The sequence below is a fragment of the Barnesiella propionica genome, from assembly GCF_025567045.1.
Taxonomy (GTDB): domain Bacteria; phylum Bacteroidota; class Bacteroidia; order Bacteroidales; family Barnesiellaceae; genus Barnesiella_B; species Barnesiella_B propionica.
Window position 1 is genome coordinate 222,553 of record NZ_JAOQJK010000002.1, and the last position, 18,793, is coordinate 241,345.

Genomic DNA, 18,793 nt, shown 5'->3' on the forward strand with positions numbered 1-18,793 from the left:
ATCATAACTAAAAGTTATAATATTTAAAACTGCTTTGTTACATAACGGATAAAATCTTTTTCCAGCCCGTTGCCTTCCCCTTGCTTTTGTACGAAACAAAACATCCGTTCGCAAGAAAAATCCTCTATATCTATAATTCTTAATTTGCCGGTTGTAAGCTCATTCATCACTGCTTGGATAGAGATTATTCCCAGGCAGTCGGTATTTTCTATAAAGCGTTTTATACTTTCGGTGCTTCCCAGTTGCATGACGATTTGAAGAGAAGATAGCTTGATATGGTGCTCGTTTAAAGAATTCTCAAGAACTTCCAGGCTTCCCGAACCTGCTTCCCGAAGTACTATAGGCAATTTTTGAAGTTCGCTTAATGTTATTTCATCCAGTTCGGCCAATTTCCCGGATGTACGCGTTACCAGTACCAATTCATCTTTCATGAACGGAGTATAGTGCAGGTGAGACTGGCGGCTGTAGCCTTCGACCAATCCGAGGTCTATCCTGTGTTCGTCCAATGCTTTTTCAATTTCTCGTGTATTTCCGTTAACGAGAGAGAGTTTGATATGCTTGAATTTTTGTATAAAAGAAGCCAAGTAACCGGGCAGTACGTATTGTGCGATAGTGGTACTCGCTCCCAGTCTCAACTCTCCCATATGGCGTTCGCTCAATAAATTCATTTCAAAATCAAGTTGCCGGTATTGTCCCAGGATTTTTTCAGCATGGCTTAACAGTAGTTCTCCATCGGCTGTAAGTGAAATATGGGTTCCTTTGCGTTCGAAAAGACGTATTTTATATTCAGCTTCCAGTTCTTGTATATGTTTACTGATTGCCGGCTGGCTTATAAATAATTCTTTTGAAGCTTTTGTGAAACTCAGGTTCCGGGCTACACTGCAAAAGACTTTCAGTCTGAAGTCGATCATATGTGCAATATTATTATATTCTTTTATTCATTCCATATGTTCCAGGCAGCGAATGCCTGAAGAAGGAGCATTTCCAGTCCGTTCTTTGCTTCTGCTCCATATTGCTTTGCCTTTTTCATGAAAAGCGTTTCGTCCGGATTGTAAATCAGGTCGTAACACAAATGTTGGCTGTTCATTAAATGATAAGGGATGTCAGGACAATTGTCTTCATGCGGGTACATACCTACCGGAGTGGTATTAATAATTATTTTATGCGTGTCCATGATGTCTGGTGTCAATTCCGCGTAAGTCAGGCGGCCGGGTGTGGCTGTTCGGGAAACGTATGTAGGTTCTATTTTTAAAGATTCCAGCCCGCAAAATACGGCTTTGGCGGCGCCTCCGGTTCCTAATACCAGCGCCTTATTCCGCTCCGGCGTGAGTAGCGGACTTATAGAGTCGGTAAAACCTACGACATCGGAGTTATAGCCTTTTAATGTGAGCCTTCCTTTCGAACGGATGAATTTTATTACATTTACCGCTCCGATACGGGCGGCCGTTTCATCCATTTCATCCATATAGGCGATGACTTTTTCCTTGTATGGAATGGTGACGTTCATTCCTGCAAGTCCAGGGTTTGTGTCTATAATTCTTTTTAATTCTTCAATTCGGGGAATTTCGAAGTTTATATATTCGGCATTTATTTTTTCCATCTCGAACTTCTCATTGAAATATGATTTCGAAAAAGAATGAATGAGCGGGTAGCCGATTAGCCCGTAGATCTGTTTCATAATTTAAAACCTTAAAATTATCCTTTGTACTTCGATTGTTTTAAAACGGTATTTGCCATGTCTTGCCGGATGATGTCTGTAATATTTGCTTCCGGTACATTCCTGAGATATGCTTTCACCAACTGGTACCCGATCCATCGGCCGGTTCTTCCGGGAGATTCAGCCGTTAAAGGGGAAGTAAAAGGAGCCGGGTTCAAATATTTGTTTTGTAAAAGCATATCGCCCGAGAACAGATGTTTTTCACTTACCATTTTGTTCCATATTTTAGATTCATTTTTCCGGCACCAGTCCAGTTGCTCTTGACTGAAACCGAGAAGATCTTCTTCCTTTTTATCGGGGAATATCTGTTCAAGCAGGTATATCACAGCACCTTCATAAACAATATGGTCCAGTAGGGTGGCATTTTCTTTCCGGAAAGGTTCTTCGGTATAAATAACAGCTGATATTATATCCAGAGGAATTTGACGCCGTATTTTACTTTTTAGCTCGTAATCATAAAAGAGGCCTTTATATAACCGATAATCACTTCCAAGGTAATTGTCTATGGATACGGAAATAAGGCTGTCTGCGATGATAACAGGAACACCCAGACCTGATACATGCGATAGAATCCGGGGGACTTTGTATTCCGGGAAGAAAGCTCCGTATCGTCCGAAAGCTTCGGATAAATTATTCTCCAGGTCCGACATATCCGAGTATTCATCCTCACAGTCGGCGTATAGTACCTTAACAGCCGTATCGCTGACGAATCGTTTTAACCCGGGAAGGTATCCTGGGGCAGTTTCCGGAGAAAGTTTTAATATGGATTGACAATACAAGGAAAAAAAAGGTGAATATTTTTTTCTGAAATTATCCCGGAATACGGAATCTTCTGAAGATACATATTCAGGCAGATGCCGGTCAAAACGTTCAATATGGATGGGAAGTATTTGTGTTGTTATGATTTTTCGCTTGCTGTCTTTACAGGCGGTAGCGATAAATATAATACTGATGGTTAAAATACCGGTTTTTAATTTTCTGTACAGGATCTTACTCATTTGCTTTCGAGATTTTTTTCAGTGATGCAAAAATAAAAGATTTATTCTTAAATGACCGGCTCCGGCTCCTATACTTTGTTAATATGTGTCCAGAAATAAAAATGAGATTGAAATCCTCTTAAATTTCTTCATATTTTGTACCTTTGTAAGATATTTTTGATTAAGCATGTTTTTATTTGAAGTAATCTGCATTTACAGTATTTTGTTGAATAAATAACATGTAATTGTATGAAAGTAGTATCGTATATTGAGAGATGAATATTACAAAGATAATAGGTAAAGTCGCTATCCTGACCATGATTATGATATGTGCATTTCCTGCCGGTTATGCCAAAGATTTTGTTTTGGTAATAGATGCAGGACATGGAGGACATGATTCCGGCGCAATAGGGGCTCACGCTAAAGAAAAGAATATTAACCTGGGAGTTGCTCTTAAGCTGGGTAAAATGGTGAAAGAGAATATTCCTGGTGTAAAAGTAGTCTATACCCGTAAGAACGATACATTTCTTACCTTGCAGGAACGGGCTGATGTAGCGAATAAAGCCGGAGGAGATTTGTTCATTTCTATTCATACCAATTCGGTGGACCGTAAATCTCCCAACCGCAAATCGGTGAACGGTGCATCTACCTATACGTTAGGGCTCCATCGTACCCGGGAGAATCTGGAAGTCGCTAAAAGGGAAAACTCCGTTATATTATTGGAAAAAGATTTTTCTACCCGTTATGAAGGTTTCGATCCTAATTCGTCCGAGTCTTATATTATTTTTGAATTTCAGCAGGATAAGCATATGGAACAAAGCGTGAATTTCGCATCTGATATACAACGTCAATTTAGATCGGTTGCCGGACGTGCGGATAAGGGTGTGAGACAAGCGGGATTCTGGGTGCTGGCTAAAACCAGTATGCCGTCGGTGTTGGTTGAGCTTGATTTTATTTGTAATCCTAAGGTTGAGAATTTTCTTTCTTCGGAAGAAGGCCAGCGTAAAATGGCAAAATCTATATATAACGCTTTTGTGGCGTTTAAGTCCGACTACGACAGAAAACAAAATTCTAATCGGTCTAAAGCGGAGAATACCCGGGAAAACCTTCCGGTGGAGCAGGTAGTGGAATTACCGGAAGAAAAAAATAAGAATGTTTCGCAGAAACAAGTAACGGACAATGAACAAAAGAGCGCGGTTAACAATACCGGGAAAACAGTGTATAAGATACAGCTGTTAACTTCGCCTAAAAAGTTACCTTTGAGTTCTTCTCATTTCAAAGGTCTCTCTTCCAAATCGATCGATTATTACTATGAGAATAATCTTTATAAGTATACGTATGGAGAATTTACCAGTCAGGCAGAGATAAGACGGGAATTTTCTAAGATAAAGAAGACTTTTAAAGATGCTTTTATTGTTTCTTTTAAGGATGGTAAAAGAGTAAAGTAATTTGGATGCAGAATTTATTTAGATAGATCATATAAACAAATAAAAATGAAGAAACTATTTACGAAAGAGGTGGTTATTGCCCTTTCGGTTATCGTAAGTGTAGCGATTTTAGTGACCGGGATAAATTATCTTAAAGGTGTAAATATACTTAAGCCTACTAATTATTATAATATACAATATCATAATGTAACCGGTCTTACGGTTTCTACCCCTGTGCTGATCGACGGATTTAAAGTCGGTTTGGTACGGGAAATCGTATATGACTATGAAAAACCCGGTAATATCAATGTAGAAATTGATCTGGATAAAAAATTGAAAATTCCCGAAGGAAGTAAAGCCATTATTGAGGTCGATATGTTAGGTACGGCTTCTATCGTATTGAAATTAAATAAATATGTGAGTGAATATCACAAAGTAGGGGATTATTTAGAAGGAGAAGTAAATCAGGGTCTGATGGGGAAATTACAGAACGACATTATACCCCAGGCCGCTAATTTGTTGCCTAAGCTGGACAGTATTCTCGTATGCGTGCAAGCTATCGTTTCAAATCCGGCCCTCGGTTCTTCTATTACCCGTTTGGACCGGATGACGGCAGAGTTGGAATCATCTTCGATACAATTGTCCCGGATGATGAAAAAAGATATTCCCGTAATATTAGGAAATGTATCGGAAATATCTTCCAATGTAAATACTTTAACTGGCGATTTACAGGAGTTACCTCTGAAAAGTACGATGAATTCGGTAAATGAAACGGCAGAAAACCTTAAGTTCATAACGGGACAATTACGGGCTACGGACAATACGGTGGGACTTCTTATCAATGACCGTTCTTTATATGACCGCTTGAACAGTACGGTAGGAAATGCCGATTCTTTATTGGTGGATTTGAGGTTACATCCGAAACGTTATGTGCATTTCTCAGTATTTGGTAGAAAATAAGAATAAATTTTATTATTTAGAATCAGTATAAATAAACTTGCAAGGGGCGTTTTTTTTATTAAAGACGATAAAGAGCTTTAATATACATCTTTTTATGCTTGGTGCCCAGTTATATGTATGTCGCTTATTGAATTTATATTTTTTGTAAGTATTTGATATATAGCATAGTAATGAATAAAAACATTCTGTTTGAATCTAATTTCGTAAGAGTGACATAAATAATTGTAAAACAAACAGTTGTAATATCTTTGTAAAATGCAAAAAAAAAACCGTTTGTTTTTGAAAAAAATAAGTTGAAATTTTGTATTCCGAATAATTTTTTTGATAGAAGATTTTTAGAGATGAGTTCAGATTATGTCACACTTTGGGACCGCTGTTTGAGCATTATAAAAGATAATGTGCAAGAGGCTAATTTTGATAAATGGTTTAAGCCGATTGTACCATTGAGTCTTGATAATAATGTATTGAATATTCAGGTGCCATCTTACTTTTTTGTCGAGAGACTGGAAGGTGCATATTTACCATTGCTTAAAAGTACGCTTTGTCGTGTATTTGGCAATGGTATAAAGCTTCGATATACCGCATTGGTTATTGAAAAGCCTAAGGCTACCGTAACTCAGGATAGCACGAATCATTCGATCCGTATTGAGCAACAGAGAAAAAAAACTGATGCGCAGCCTTCTGTTACAGTTGCCGATCCTTTTCGGCAGCCGGAATATTGTGATCTGGACCCTCAGTTAAATCCGGTCTATACGTTCGATAGTTATTATTCAGGCGAAAGTAATAAGCTGGCTCGTACGGCAGCCGAGTCTATAGCTTCCGATCCCGGAAATACACCTTTTAACCCTTTGTTTTTATTTGGAGAATCGGGGGTGGGAAAAACCCATTTAATACAGGCTATCGGGATTAAAATAAAAGAAAACAATCCGCGCGCCCGTGTATTATATATATCTTCTCATCTTTTTCTGGTACAATATACCAATGCCGTGCGTAATAATACGGTAAACGATTTTATTAATTTCTATCAAAGCATCGATGTATTATTGATGGATGATATTCAGGAGTTTGCCGGAAAGCAAGGTACACAAAATACATTCTTCCATATATTTAATCATCTTCATCAAAATAAGAAACAGTTGGTACTGACCTCAGACCGTCCCCCTGTGGAACTGGACGGAATGTTGCCTCGTTTGCTGACCCGTTTTAAATGGGGATTAACGGCCAAAGTGGAACGTCCGGATTATGAACTTCGCAGGAATATCCTGATGAATAAGGTAGTACACGACGGTCTGGCCATTCCGGAGCCGGTTATTGATTATATTGCACGTAACGTAACGGATAATGTACGTGACTTGGAAGGTATTATAGTTTCTCTTATGGCTCATGCTACTATATTTAACCGCGAGGTCGATATCGATCTGGCCGACCGGGTACTGAGTAATAGCGTGAAAATCGAGAAAAAGCAGATAACTGCTGAGTCTATAAAAGATACGGTTTGCGGGTATTTTAATATAGAACCGCGTCTTTTGCAGGCTAAGTCAAGAAAAAGCGAAATCGTGCAAGCTCGTCATATATCTATGTTTCTGGCTAAAAAATATACCGAACTGTCATTGGCTTGTATTGGAGATGTTATAGGAAAACGCGACCATGCTACTGTATTACATGCCTGTAAGACCATCGGAGAGCGTATGGCGGTGGATAAATCTTTAAAGGCGGCACTGGGTGAAATAGAAGAACTGTTACAAAAATAGATGATTAGCGAAATAAAAAAGGAGCTTGCATAAAGCTCCTTTTTTATAAATGTAATATTTCAGAATTCGAATCCTTGCTTTTTTATGAGGTCAAGCAGCACTTTAGAATAAATTTCGTTATTTTCTTTCGTATATCGTATATCAGTGAAAATCTGGGCGAGTGTTTCTTTTTGATTTTCAATTATATACTGTTTGTTTGCCGGATCTGATTCTTTCTCGAGGTAAAGGCGGTCTATATCATCCTTACTATAGTCTGAGTAGGTTTCGTAATGTACGATAGCTTCTAAAGGCAGACGTTCTGTTTGTTCCGGTATATCTTCCGGGTATCCTACCGTAAGAGTGGTTATAGGTATTACATACCGGGGGAGGTTCAATATTTCCACGATTTGTGGTGCGTTGTAGGTCGTAGTTCCCAGATAACAACATCCCAATCCTACCGCTTCGGCCGCCGTATTGAATTGTTGTGTTACGATGACTGCATCTAAAGCGGCCGTTACAAATGACTGGAAATTTTCATATCCGGGATTAGCATTCCTGTATCTACACCATTTTATAAAACGGTTGAAATCTGCACAAAAAGTAAGAACTACAGGTGCTTGTGTGACAGTAGGTTGATTAAAATGAGCTGGTGCCAGTTTTTTCTTGTTATCGGTATCTCGTGTTATTACGACGCTATATACCTGCATATTTCCCGTAGTAGGAGCTCTGAAGGAGATTTCAAGAAGTTCGTTCAGTAATTCGTCACTGATGTCTCTATTGCTGTATTTGCGTATTGTTCTTCTGTTTTTTAAAGTGTCTAACATAACTTGTTAATTAAGAATGATTGATACAAAAGTAATGATTATATGAACGAATTAAAAGAGAAAAGAAGAATATCAAATATTTTTTTTGTAAATCGCTTACGTCTGAAAATCATTCGTATAATAAATTATGTTGTTTGTATGGTTATTGAAAAAAATATTTTGGGAAACTTTTTTGATGTATATTTAATTTAATATACTGATAATCAGGATGTGGTTTGGCGTTTTTGGGAAACTTTCTTTTTTGATTAAAATAATGAATGATATATTTGTGTAAATAAAATGTTTTATATAAACTTGCATTGTAAATCTTATATCAAAAATCTATTCGGAATTTTCGTCTGTTTTGATGAGTATAGTACTTAAATTTTTTTAAAAGTGAAATCTACAGTTTACACTTACGATGAAGCATTGGCCGCTTCATTGGAGTATTTTAAGGGCGACGAGCTGGCTGCTCGTGTATGGGTAAATAAGTACGCTCTTAAAGATTCGTATGGAAATATCTACGAAAAAACACCCGATGACATGCATTGGCGTTTAGCCAGTGAAGTAGCTCGTATGGAGAGCAAATATCCGAATCCGTTATCGGCTCAGGAGTTGTTTGATCTTATGGCCCGGTTTAAATATATCGTGCCTCAGGGTAGTCCGATGAGCGGTATAGGTAATAATTATCAGGTAGGGTCCTTATCCAATTGTTTTGTAATAGGGTTGGACGGGGCTCCTGACTCGTACGGCGGGATTATTAAAATAGACGAAGAACAGGTACAACTGATGAAGCGTCGGGGAGGTGTAGGTCATGATCTTTCACATATTCGTCCTAAAGGCACTCCGGTGAAAAATTCTGCATTGACCTCTACCGGTTTGGTTCCTTTTATGGAGCGTTATTCCAATTCTACCCGTGAGGTGGCTCAGGATGGGCGCCGGGGGGCATTGATGCTTTCTGTATCTATAAAACACCCTGATTCGGAGGCTTTTATCGATGCTAAGATGACCGAGGGAAAAGTAACGGGTGCAAATGTTTCCGTAAAGATACATGATGATTTCATGAAAGCTGCGATAGCAGGAGAGCCTTATACACAACAATATCCTATAGATGCGAAAGAACCGGGAACGACGAAAACTGTAGATGCCCAGGCTATCTGGAAAAAGATAGTACATAATGCCTGGAAGTCTGCAGAACCGGGCGTACTTTTCTGGGATACGATAACCCGGGAATCTGTTCCCGACTGTTATGCCGATTTAGGATTCAAGACTGTTTCGACCAATCCCTGTGGAGAAATACCTTTGTGCCCTTATGACAGTTGCCGGTTACTGGCTGTGAACCTATATGCTTATGTAGTTAATCCGTTTACACCGGAAGCCTATTTCGATTTCGAGCTTTTCAAGAAACATATTGCTCTGGCTCAGCGTATCATGGACGATATTATCGATCTTGAAATGGAAAAGATAGATAAAATTATCGCCAAAATAGCATCGGATCCGGAGACTGCCGAAGTGAAAGAAACAGAACTTCACTTGTGGAATAAGATACGTACAAAGACGCTCAAAGGACGCAGGACCGGGGTAGGAACAACAGCCGAGGGAGATATGATAGCCGCATTGGGATTGCGGTATGGTACCGAAGAGGCAACCGATTTCTCGGAAAAGGTACATAAAATATTGGCATTGGCCGCCTACCGTTCTTCTGTAGATATGGCTCGTGAACGTGGCTCATTCGAAATATATGATGCAAAAAGGGAAGAAAATAATCCCTTTATATCCCGTTTACGCGAAGCCGATCCTGATTTATATGAGGATATGGTAAAATATGGACGCCGTAACATTGCTTGTCTGACAATTGCGCCAACGGGAACAACCAGCTTGATGACACAAACAACTTCCGGTATAGAGCCGGTATTTATGCCGGTATATCGCCGCCGCCGTAAAGTGAATCCGAATGATCCTCAGGTTCGCATCGATTTTGTGGACGAGTCGGGAGATGCCTATGAAGAATATGTGGTATATCACCATAAATTCGTTACCTGGATGGAAAATGCCGGAATAGAAGTACGTTCTGATTACAGCCAGGAAGAAATTGATAAACTGGTGGAGAAGTCTCCTTATTATAAAGCAACCTCCAATGATGTGGACTGGATGCAGAAAGTCCGTATGCAGGGACGGGTACAAAAATGGGTCGACCACTCTATTAGTGTAACGATTAACTTACCTGCCGATGTGACCGAAGAATTGGTCGGTAATCTTTATGTGGAAGCCTGGAAATCGGGATGTAAAGGATGTACGGTATACCGTGACGGTTCCCGTTCCGGTGTGCTTATTGCAGCAAAGAAAGAAGAAAAGAAACCGGTCGTTGCTCCCGAAGAGATCAAACGTCCTATTGAGCTGGAAGCAGATGTCGTACGTTTCCAGAATAATAAAGAAAAGTGGATCGCTTTCGTGGGGTTGAAAGATAACAAACCTTATGAAATATTTACCGGACTTGCCGATGACGAGGATGGTATATTTTGTCCTAAGAATGTGGTGAAGGGAAAGATCATCAAAGCTGTAGACGAGGATGGTACAAAACGTTATGACTTTCAGTTTATTAATAAGAGAGGATATAAAACAACGATTGAAGGGCTGTCCGATAAGTTCAATCCCGAGTACTGGAACTATGCCAAATTGATTTCTGGAGTGTTGAGATACGGTATGCCTATCGACCAGGTTCTCAAATTAATTTCCAGTCTGGAACTCGACAGCCAGTCTATTAATAGCTGGAAAAACGGTGTAGAGCGTGCCTTGAAAAAATATTTGCCGAACGGGACTAAGGCGAACGGTCAGACATGTCCTCATTGCGGACAGGAAACACTCGTTTATCAGGAAGGTTGTCTTATATGCACTTCATGCGGGACTTCCAAATGCGGATAATAAATATACCCGGATATTGAGTAACAAGAGCGGAACCTTATGGTACCCGCTCTTGTTATTTTATTGTATTTTCTCCGGTCGTATGAATTATAATGTTTTTTAAGTTGTGTTTTATGCCCGGATGTTGTATTTTTATATGCACATGAGTGCCTTGTCAATATAGTAAAAAACGAATAGTATATGAGAATAATTTTCAATATCGAATACAGGACTGTATGGGGAGAAACGCTTTGCATTTCGGGGGATATACCCGGGTTGGGAAGCAGCTCTGCCGAGAGTGCCGTCGAGATGACCTGTGAAGGAGAAGGACATTGGTCGTATATTCTGGATATTCCGGATAACCAGGGATCGTTTCGTTATCGTTATCTGGTAAAACATAACGGATATGTAAGTCAGACAGAGTGGGGGTCTTCCCGCACTTATATGCCCGAACCGGGCGTGGAGGTCAGTCATGTTTATGATTCGTGGTCGTCCATGCCATATAATAAGTCTTTTTATTCATCCGCATTTACCGATGGTATCTTTTTGAGAGAGTTTGCCGATAAAAAGGCGGTTAAATCCTGTCGTGGGACAATTACCCTTCGTGTAGCAGCTCCTATGATTCAGGCCGATGAAGTCCTGGCGATTACCGGAAACCTGAAAACTTTGGGAAACTGGAATATTTCTGATGCGTTATTGTTGAATGATAAGGATTTTCCTGAATGGAGTATTGTTTTAGACGCGTCGAATCTTTCCTATCCTTTCGAATATAAGTTCGTTATCCTGAAAAAAAGTTCGCGGGATATGGTTGCCTGGGAAGCCGGAGATAACCGTTATTTCAATTTGTTGCCTCCGGGAGAAAAGGAGAACCTTATACTTTCGGGATTGCGCTTTGTCAATCCTTCCAGGCCTTGGAAAGGAGCTGGTGTGGCAATTCCGGTCTTTTCTTTACGTTCTGACGATAGTTTCGGAGTAGGAGAGTTCAGAGATCTGATGAAATTGGTAGACTGGGCCGTGGAGACCGGACAGAAGTTCGTCCAGATACTTCCTATAAACGATACAACCATGGCAGGGACATGGCAGGATTCCTACCCTTATAATGCCAACTCTACTTTTGCTTTACACCCGCAATATATACATTTGCAAGCTGTCGGATTGCTTTCCGATAAAGCGAAAATGATCCGTTACGAGAAACTCGGCAAAGAGCTGAATTCCTTAGAAGAAATAGACTACGAACGGGTAAATCGTGCCAAGTCGGAATATTTAAAGGATATATTCGTCGAGATAGGAGAATATACTTTGGCTCAGCCGTCTTTCCGGGATTTTTTTAAACGAAACCGTTCCTGGCTGGTTCCTTATGCGGCGTTCTGTAGTTTACGGGACAGATTCGGTACCAGTGATTTCAGTTGCTGGGGCGAATATGCTGTTTATGAAGAAAGTAAAATTATATCGTACACAGCATCCAATAGTCCGTATTATAAAGAAGTATCTTTAGTATATTTTATTCAATACCATTTACACTTACAAATGTCCGAAGTACGGAATTATGCCCGTCAGGAAGGAGTGGTGCTGAAAGGGGATATACCTATCGGCATTAGCCGCACGAGTGTGGACGCCTGGGTGAACCCCCGCTTGTTTCATTTGGATTCACAGGCCGGTGCGCCTCCGGATGATTTTTCGGTATCAGGCCAGAACTGGGGATTTCCAACCTATAATTGGGAGGAGATGGCACGGGACGGATATGAATGGTGGAAAGCAAGATTCCGAAAAATGGCGGAATATTTCGATGCATACCGTATCGACCATATTTTGGGATTCTTCAGGATATGGGAAATACCTTGCGATGCGGTACAAGGTTTGTTGGGGCATTTTAACCCCGCGTTGCCTTTTACCCCCTCCGACCTGCAGAATTATGGATTTGAATTCCATAAGGAGCGCCATGCTACGCCTTATATCTATGATTATTTTTTGGGGGATTTTTTCGGAGAATATACCGGTGAAGTGATTTCTTCTTATCTGGAGGACAAAGGATACGGCCGTAAGGTCTTTAGAAATGAAGTAGATACACAGCGAAAGGTGGTGGAATTATTTTCCGGTAAAGAAGATGAAAAGAGCTTGAGGATAAAGAACGGTTTGTTAGGATTACTGGACGAGGTGTTATTCGTTGAAGATCCCGTAAAGCAGGGGTATTACCATCCTCGTATATCGGCACAATACACCTATAGCTATCGTGCTTTGTCCGATGGTGAGCGTTGGGCTTATGACAAAATGTATAATGATTTTTTCTATCATCGTCACAATGAGTTCTGGAAACAGGAAGCTATGAGAAAATTACCTCCTCTTATTTCGTCGACCCGTATGCTGGTTTGCGGAGAAGATTTGGGAATGATACCTCATTGTGTTCCGGAAGTCATGAAAACATTACAGATATTATCCCTTGAAATACAGCGTATGCCTAAATACCCTGAATATGAGTTCGGCGATATCTGGCATTATCCTTATTTGTCGGTATGTACGACATCTACTCATGATATGTCTCCTATTAGGGCCTGGTGGGAAGAAGATAGAAGTAAGACGCAGCGTTTTTATAATCAGGTGCTGCATGAAGGCGGTCAGGCTCCGTTCTATTGTGAACCCTGGGTTTGTGAAAAAATAATTTATATGCATCTTAATTCGCCTTCTATGCTGGCCATATTACCTTTACAGGACTGGTTGTCCATGGATGGTAAACTGAGGCGTGAAAATCCTCAGGAAGAGCGTATAAACGTACCTGCGAATTCTCGTCATTACTGGCGGTACCGTATGCATTTAACCTTGGAGGAGTTGCTTGAACAAGAAGATTTTAACCGTCGGATTCGCCGTATGATAGGTGAGAGCGGACGTTAATCCGGCAGATTATTACTAAAAAGAGGGTGTGTTTTTAAATATACCCTTTTTTTGGGTGAACAGCTCAGATTCTTTTCAAGCCTTTGATATACTCCTAAGTTATGGTAACTTCAGGAATAGGTTAAAAACTAAATCAAAGTTACAATTCCCAACAGGTGCAGCTTCTTGACAGGAACGATCAGGTAAGCTTTGATGTGGAATAAGATAGAATACAATGCCAACGAATATATTTAAAGGCGGTGTTGAGAATGCCTGGGGAGTAATGGATTAGAGTGGAATATTATATTGGAGTGCAGCAGCTTTTTTACGCAGCCAGAAAAGTACGGATCGCAGCGGGAAATAATCTCTTTATGGATTTCAAGTATTTTGATTTTATTATTTAACAAAATGACGGCATTATTTATCGATGCCTTATAAGCAACGCATTCAACTGTTAGTATACTGGCAGCCTTTTTAACAGTATAGATTATATAGAAGTTAAAAATTCCGAAGGTGTTGATACAGTTTTCTTTACCACTGATTTATCTTTTCTTTTTATCGTTGTAATGACAGGAATTTTGGTTTTATAACCTCTTCTCGGGTTTCTTTTATTCTTCTTATTACCATGTTTATTTTCGTCTGTACCATTGCATTAGTATTTGTTTTTTGCACATTTGTATACTGATCATAAGGGATCATTACATTAACATTGTCCCCGGTATAAGTTTTCTCCCGATGATCAATGTAAGTTTATAATATGTTATATTTTCTTGCCAAACCGGATAATAGATTAAATCATAATATCTATATGCATTATAGTTAGTTATGTAGTATAAAAATACGAGCAATATTTATGTATATGTATAAATTAACGTTGTTTAATTGTAGTAAACGAAAAATCCGGCCTAAAATTTTAAAATAATACATACATTTGTCCAATTATTAGTAACCTTTTTTAACTTACTTGTTTGAAAATTGGAGAGTAACAACCAACAGTATTCAATATGACTATTATAAAGAAAATAAAATATAAGTATATTTGGAAACGCATATTTGTAGAACGTTTTACCGAGCCGCTACATTTAAATTTGATCTCTTTTTTTGTTTGGTTATTTGGGAGTTATCGTTCCAAAATAGACTTCGATTTAATTATCAGACAACAACATGCTTATGGATTATTACAGGCAGCTGACAGGGCTTTAAAATTAGGATTTCGTTCCGTAACTGTGATTGAATTTGGTGTTGCATCAGGTGCTGGGATTATGAATATTCAACGGATAGCCTCTAATATTCAAAAAATGACAGGTGTGAAATTTGATATCTATGGATTTGATAATATAACGGGAATGCCGCCTCATAAAGATTACAGAGACCATCCCGATTTATATAAGGAAGGTGATTATAAAATGAATTACGACGTGTTGAAGAAACATTTGAACAGTAATGTCACTATAATACAAGGAAATATTAAAAGCAATATCAAACAATTTCTTGAAAATCTTCCGCCTCAATCTCCTATCGGTTTTGTAAGTATTGATGTGGATTATTACTCATCGACTGTTGATGCACTGACAGTTTTTGATGGCGAGGCTTCCAAGTATTTAGATATTGTATACCTATATGTTGACGATATTCATAAGGAAGAACATAATAGCTTATGTGGTGAACTTTTAGCTATAAATGAATTTAACAAAAATCATAGTAAAATGATTATTGAAAAATATGCTTTTCTTGAAAGTCAGCGGATATTTAAACATGCAAAATGGATTAAACACATGTATTCTCTGCATGTATTGGAGCATGAACATAGAAATCAGATTCATTTCAAGGAAATTCAGGAATTAGAAAATCCATATTTGTGATAGAATTATAATTCATTTTCTGACATTTATTTTTTTATTGGGTTTCTTAATGGCTGCCATTAAGAAAAGAATGAAACTTTAATCTTACTAATCTCTTTATTTTTAGTTAAATAATCTTCTTTCTGATTCTTTGACTATGGGATCGGTTCATTGGAACTGATCAATCGCCGTGATTTTTCGATCGGAGTTATATCTGTTATATTTTTTCATTTGAAAAGGATGTAAAATCCACCTGACCTTCAATAACTGATATATTATTTTGATTTCCCAATCTGTTTTATTATCTGTCGAAGCAATAGAACTACTTCCGATTGTATGACTTTCTTTTACTTAAACTCCATTGCCCATTGAATTATTCTTTCCCGGAGAAGATAAGTTACCTGTGACAAATCCGGAATTACCTGTAATGGTTTCCTTTGTTGCTATTCCATAAATGTATACTTTCATCATATTACATATTTGTAAAAGATAAAATTGAATGATAAAGGAAAAAAGTGTTGTTAACGGGACAATCACGATAGGCTTATGAATGATGAGAAACACTCCATTTTTGTATATAGTATTAATTGATTATAAACGGAAAGTTATTACAAGCAAATATTTATCCGTTAATGAAATATCTTTAATCCTACGATACCTATAAGTATGAGTGTTGCGAATGATAATCTGAGAATACTGGCAGAATCGTGAAAGAATAATATGCCGATGATAAATGTACCTAAAGATCCTATACCTGTCCACACGATATATGCGGTACTGATAGGAATACTTTTTTGGGCCAGATATAATCCGAACCCGCTTAATGCCATTGAAATGACAGAAAGTGTAATATACAGGTAAAAATGTTTAGGATAGGTGCTCGCAAGTTTGAAGCCTAACGGCCATCCCAGTTCAAATATTCCTGCCAGAATCAACAGTAACCATGCCATAAATTATGAATAAATAATTTTGCTGTAAAGTTATACATTTCTATCTATAAAAGCAGGTTTCTTGTCCTATAATAAGGATAACATCAGGCAACACAGAAACCGTTTTATTTTTCCATTATTTCTTTTACTATTTCTTCAAAGTCTTTTAAGAATAAACAGATATCTTTTTCTGTCGTATCGAAAGAGGTTACGAACCGGGCTTCGTTGTTCTGTTCGTTCCAAATATAAAAAAAGTATTTTTGTTGTAGCTTATCTATAATCTGGCGGGGCATTGAAACGAGGATAATATTGGCATCGGTCGGTTGTGTAAATTTTACTATTCCCGTATTTTTGAGTCCTTCTCTGAGCAATTGTGCCATTCGGTTGGCATGGATTGCATTTTCTTTCCAAAGTCCGGTTTCCAGGTATGGGATATATTGGCAGGACAAATATCTCATTTTGGAACAAAGTTGTGCCGACTGTTTCCGGTAATATTGCAGATTATGAGATAGTTCTGGGCAAAAACTGATAACGGCTTCACCTGTCATCATCCCGTTTTTTGTTCCGCCGAAACTAAGTATATCGACTCCGCAGTCAATCGTTAATTCTTTCATGGAAGTATTTAAAGATGCACAGGCATTCGCTAATCTGGCACCGTCCATATGCAAATACATATCGTATTTATGTAATAATTGTGATAAGGCTTTTACTTCATCGGGGGTATATACGGTTCCCAATTCACTGCATTGTGAAATATAAACGACCTTTGGCTGGGAGTGGTGTACTTCCCCGAAATTAGTTAATTTAGGGATGATTAGCTGTGGCGTGAGTTTGCCGTCACCTGTAGGAATAGTAGCAATTTGGCAACCTGTTTGAAATACCGGAGCGCCACATTCATCTACAACGATATGGGCCGATTCGGCTGCAATGATCGAATTAAAGCTATGAGTGCAGGCGCGTAAAGCTACCGTATTGGCTCCTGTCCCGTTAAAAACAAAATAAGGATCGGCTTTTTCTCCGAATGTTTCTTTAATTAGGCTTATAGCTTTTTCTGTCCAGGGGTCATCTCCGTAGGCTATGGCATGGCCGGTATTGGCATCTTTTATTGCTTTTATGACTGAAGGATGAATTCCGGAATTATTATCGCTGGCGAAACTTCTCATGAGTATATTTTTTGAATGCAAAGATAGAATATACGTGTGAATATATTTCTGAAAATAATAAAAAGAGATTGACTCCATTGTCAATCTCTTTTTACACCGAAGATAAAGGAGTATAATCTTTTTCATGTAAGATAGAATATTCACTTTTTATGATTTCTATCTCGGAGATTGTTCAGCGTATGTTTCTTTTATTAAACCGACGCAGGCTGCTGCGATGAGCAAAAATATTCCTGCCAGTAGCAGCATGGTTATTTGATGTCCTCCCGCCAAATTCCGTAATAAAATGCCTCCTATGGCAGCAGCTACGATTTGGGGAACACAAATCGTTCCGTTGAATAAACCCAGATATGCTCCCATATTTTTCCCTGAGATAGAATTGGTTATTATTGTAAAAGGCATAGCCAGGATGGCAGCCCATGCAAAACCTATCAGGATAAAAGATATAAATAAGGTGTAAGGATTATGCATGAACAAAGTTGATATGAATCCTATGCCCCCCAATAACAGACTTAACGAATAGGCTGTTTTTATAGAACGGAAAAGTGGCAGAACGGCCGACCAGCAGATAGAACCGATTGCCTGTACGGCAAACAGGACTCCCACCCAGTTACCGGCAGCCTGATATCCTTCCGATGATGTATCGGTCGTATTCCATACTGTATCGGCAATGGCGCCGTTTGTATAAGTCCACATATACATGAATGCGGCCCAGCTGAAGAATTGTACGAGCCCGACGGTCCAGAATACTTTAGGTGCGTGTTTCAGCAAAGAGATAAAGTCGCTTTTTTCTTTTTTCTCGGCAGCCGTTATACCATGAAACTCATCATATTCTTTCGGGGGCATTTCTTTTACCTTTAAACTGGTAAATAATACGCAAAGCATGAGGATGGCGGCTCCGGCATAAAACGAATAAATTACCGAGTCGGGAATAATACCCGTCGGTGCGGTATTACTGACGTGGAAGAATGTGAGTATGAACGGAAATAAATATCCTATAAGGCTTCCTGCATTACTTAAGAAACTTTGAATGGAATAGGCGAGTCCTTTCTGTTTCTCGTTTACCAGATCACCTACCAGCATTTTAAAAGGTTGCATGGCCATATTGATAGAGGTATCGAGGAACATCAGAGCTATGAGCCCGAATAGCATGGCATTGATAATGTGGGCAAAACTTCCTGCATTCGGTAAAAGGCACATAACTAATACGGCGGCCAGAGAACCGATGAACAAATAAGGGATACGCCGTCCGAAACGAGTCCAGGTACGGTCGCTTGCGTAACCTACGATTGGCTGGATGATAATTCCGGCCAGAGGAGGCAATATCCAGAAATAACTTAGGTTATGAGGGTCTGCTCCCAGTGTGGCGAATATACGGCTGATATTTGCGCTTTGAAGAGCATAAGCTATCTGTACACCAAAAAAACCGAAACTAATATTCCATAATTTCCAGAAACTTAAATCAGGTTTTATTTTCATATAT

General features: G+C 38.9%; 13 protein-coding genes. 6 read left to right on the forward strand and 7 right to left on the reverse strand.

Annotated features, from left to right (window positions below):
- Positions 1-23: 23 nt before the first annotated feature.
- The 3 genes from OCV73_RS03415 to gldB are packed head-to-tail and all read right to left on the reverse strand — an operon-like array spanning position 24 to position 2,715.
- The gene (locus OCV73_RS03415; protein WP_147549046.1) at positions 24-911 is read right to left on the reverse strand and encodes a LysR family transcriptional regulator; all 888 of its coding nucleotides are present in this window, start codon (positions 909-911) and stop codon (positions 24-26) included.
- A gap of 23 nt (positions 912-934) precedes the next feature.
- Positions 935-1,678, reverse strand: a complete 744-nt coding sequence (locus OCV73_RS03420; protein ID WP_147549048.1) for a shikimate dehydrogenase family protein — start codon at positions 1,676-1,678, stop codon at positions 935-937.
- A 17-nt stretch (positions 1,679-1,695) separates the two neighbouring features.
- On the reverse strand, positions 1,696-2,715 hold the full coding sequence (gene gldB / locus OCV73_RS03425) for a gliding motility lipoprotein GldB (RefSeq protein WP_147549050.1): 1,020 nt from the start codon (positions 2,713-2,715) through the stop codon (positions 1,696-1,698).
- 254 nt (positions 2,716-2,969) lie between these two features.
- On the opposite strand from gldB, the gene OCV73_RS03430 reads away from it, so the two are divergent.
- From OCV73_RS03430 to dnaA, 3 genes are all read left to right on the forward strand, one after another.
- The gene (locus OCV73_RS03430) at positions 2,970-4,142 is read left to right on the forward strand and encodes an N-acetylmuramoyl-L-alanine amidase family protein (RefSeq protein ID WP_147549052.1); all 1,173 of its coding nucleotides are present in this window, start codon (positions 2,970-2,972) and stop codon (positions 4,140-4,142) included.
- A gap of 45 nt (positions 4,143-4,187) precedes the next feature.
- A complete protein-coding gene (locus tag OCV73_RS03435; RefSeq protein WP_147549054.1) occupies positions 4,188-5,081 on the forward strand; it encodes an MlaD family protein in 894 nt (297 codons plus the stop codon).
- Positions 5,082-5,422: 341 nt separating this feature from the next.
- Positions 5,423-6,832, forward strand: a complete 1,410-nt coding sequence (dnaA, locus tag OCV73_RS03440; protein WP_147549056.1) for a chromosomal replication initiator protein DnaA — start codon at positions 5,423-5,425, stop codon at positions 6,830-6,832.
- A 59-nt stretch (positions 6,833-6,891) separates the two neighbouring features.
- Here dnaA and OCV73_RS03445 read toward each other — a convergent pair whose 3' ends face one another.
- Positions 6,892-7,635, reverse strand: a complete 744-nt coding sequence (locus OCV73_RS03445) for a nitroreductase family protein (RefSeq protein WP_147549058.1) — start codon at positions 7,633-7,635, stop codon at positions 6,892-6,894.
- Between the two features lie 375 nt (positions 7,636-8,010).
- On the opposite strand from OCV73_RS03445, the gene OCV73_RS03450 reads away from it, so the two are divergent.
- The 3 genes from OCV73_RS03450 to OCV73_RS03460 all read left to right on the forward strand — a co-directional run bounded on the left by OCV73_RS03450 (position 8,011) and on the right by OCV73_RS03460 (position 15,242).
- Positions 8,011-10,536 carry an adenosylcobalamin-dependent ribonucleoside-diphosphate reductase gene (locus OCV73_RS03450; protein ID WP_147549060.1) on the forward strand — a complete coding sequence of 842 codons (2,526 nt, stop codon included), beginning with the start codon at positions 8,011-8,013 and terminating at the stop codon, positions 10,534-10,536.
- A 180-nt stretch (positions 10,537-10,716) separates the two neighbouring features.
- Positions 10,717-13,401 carry a 4-alpha-glucanotransferase gene (locus OCV73_RS03455; protein WP_147549062.1) on the forward strand — a complete coding sequence of 895 codons (2,685 nt, stop codon included), beginning with the start codon at positions 10,717-10,719 and terminating at the stop codon, positions 13,399-13,401.
- A gap of 983 nt (positions 13,402-14,384) precedes the next feature.
- Positions 14,385-15,242 (forward strand): hypothetical protein, encoded by an 858-nt coding sequence (locus OCV73_RS03460; protein WP_147549064.1) that lies wholly within the window; start codon positions 14,385-14,387, stop codon positions 15,240-15,242.
- A gap of 608 nt (positions 15,243-15,850) precedes the next feature.
- Here OCV73_RS03460 and OCV73_RS03465 read toward each other — a convergent pair.
- The 3 genes from OCV73_RS03465 to OCV73_RS03475 form a co-directional block, all read right to left on the reverse strand.
- Positions 15,851-16,171, reverse strand: coding sequence for a DMT family transporter (locus tag OCV73_RS03465; protein ID WP_147549066.1), 321 nt, complete (start codon positions 16,169-16,171; stop codon positions 15,851-15,853).
- 104 nt (positions 16,172-16,275) lie between these two features.
- Positions 16,276-17,313: a threonine aldolase family protein gene (locus tag OCV73_RS03470; RefSeq protein WP_147549068.1), complete on the reverse strand. Its 1,038-nt coding sequence runs from the start codon at positions 17,311-17,313 to the stop codon at positions 16,276-16,278.
- A 156-nt stretch (positions 17,314-17,469) separates the two neighbouring features.
- Positions 17,470-18,789: an SLC45 family MFS transporter gene (locus OCV73_RS03475; RefSeq protein WP_147549070.1), complete on the reverse strand. Its 1,320-nt coding sequence runs from the start codon at positions 18,787-18,789 to the stop codon at positions 17,470-17,472.
- Positions 18,790-18,793: the final 4 nt, after the last annotated feature.

Excerpts from the sequence above, each read along its gene's own strand:
- OCV73_RS03435 (WP_147549054.1), top strand. The coding sequence starts at position 4,188 with ATGAAGAAACTATTTACGAAAGAGGTGGTTATTGCCCTTTCGGTTATC.
- gldB (WP_147549050.1), bottom strand. The coding sequence starts at position 2,715 with ATGAGTAAGATCCTGTACAGAAAATTAAAAACCGGTATTTTAACCATC.
- OCV73_RS03470 (WP_147549068.1), bottom strand. The coding sequence starts at position 17,313 with ATGAGAAGTTTCGCCAGCGATAATAATTCCGGAATTCATCCTTCAGTC.
- dnaA (WP_147549056.1), top strand. The coding sequence starts at position 5,423 with ATGAGTTCAGATTATGTCACACTTTGGGACCGCTGTTTGAGCATTATA.
- OCV73_RS03465 (WP_147549066.1), bottom strand. The coding sequence starts at position 16,171 with ATGGCATGGTTACTGTTGATTCTGGCAGGAATATTTGAACTGGGATGG.
- OCV73_RS03420 (WP_147549048.1), bottom strand. The coding sequence starts at position 1,678 with ATGAAACAGATCTACGGGCTAATCGGCTACCCGCTCATTCATTCTTTT.
- OCV73_RS03415 (WP_147549046.1), bottom strand. The coding sequence starts at position 911 with ATGATCGACTTCAGACTGAAAGTCTTTTGCAGTGTAGCCCGGAACCTG.
- OCV73_RS03475 (WP_147549070.1), bottom strand. The coding sequence starts at position 18,789 with ATGAAAATAAAACCTGATTTAAGTTTCTGGAAATTATGGAATATTAGT.
- OCV73_RS03460 (WP_147549064.1), top strand. The coding sequence starts at position 14,385 with ATGACTATTATAAAGAAAATAAAATATAAGTATATTTGGAAACGCATA.
- OCV73_RS03445 (WP_147549058.1), bottom strand. The coding sequence starts at position 7,635 with ATGTTAGACACTTTAAAAAACAGAAGAACAATACGCAAATACAGCAAT.
- OCV73_RS03455 (WP_147549062.1), top strand. The coding sequence starts at position 10,717 with ATGAGAATAATTTTCAATATCGAATACAGGACTGTATGGGGAGAAACG.
- OCV73_RS03430 (WP_147549052.1), top strand. The coding sequence starts at position 2,970 with ATGAATATTACAAAGATAATAGGTAAAGTCGCTATCCTGACCATGATT.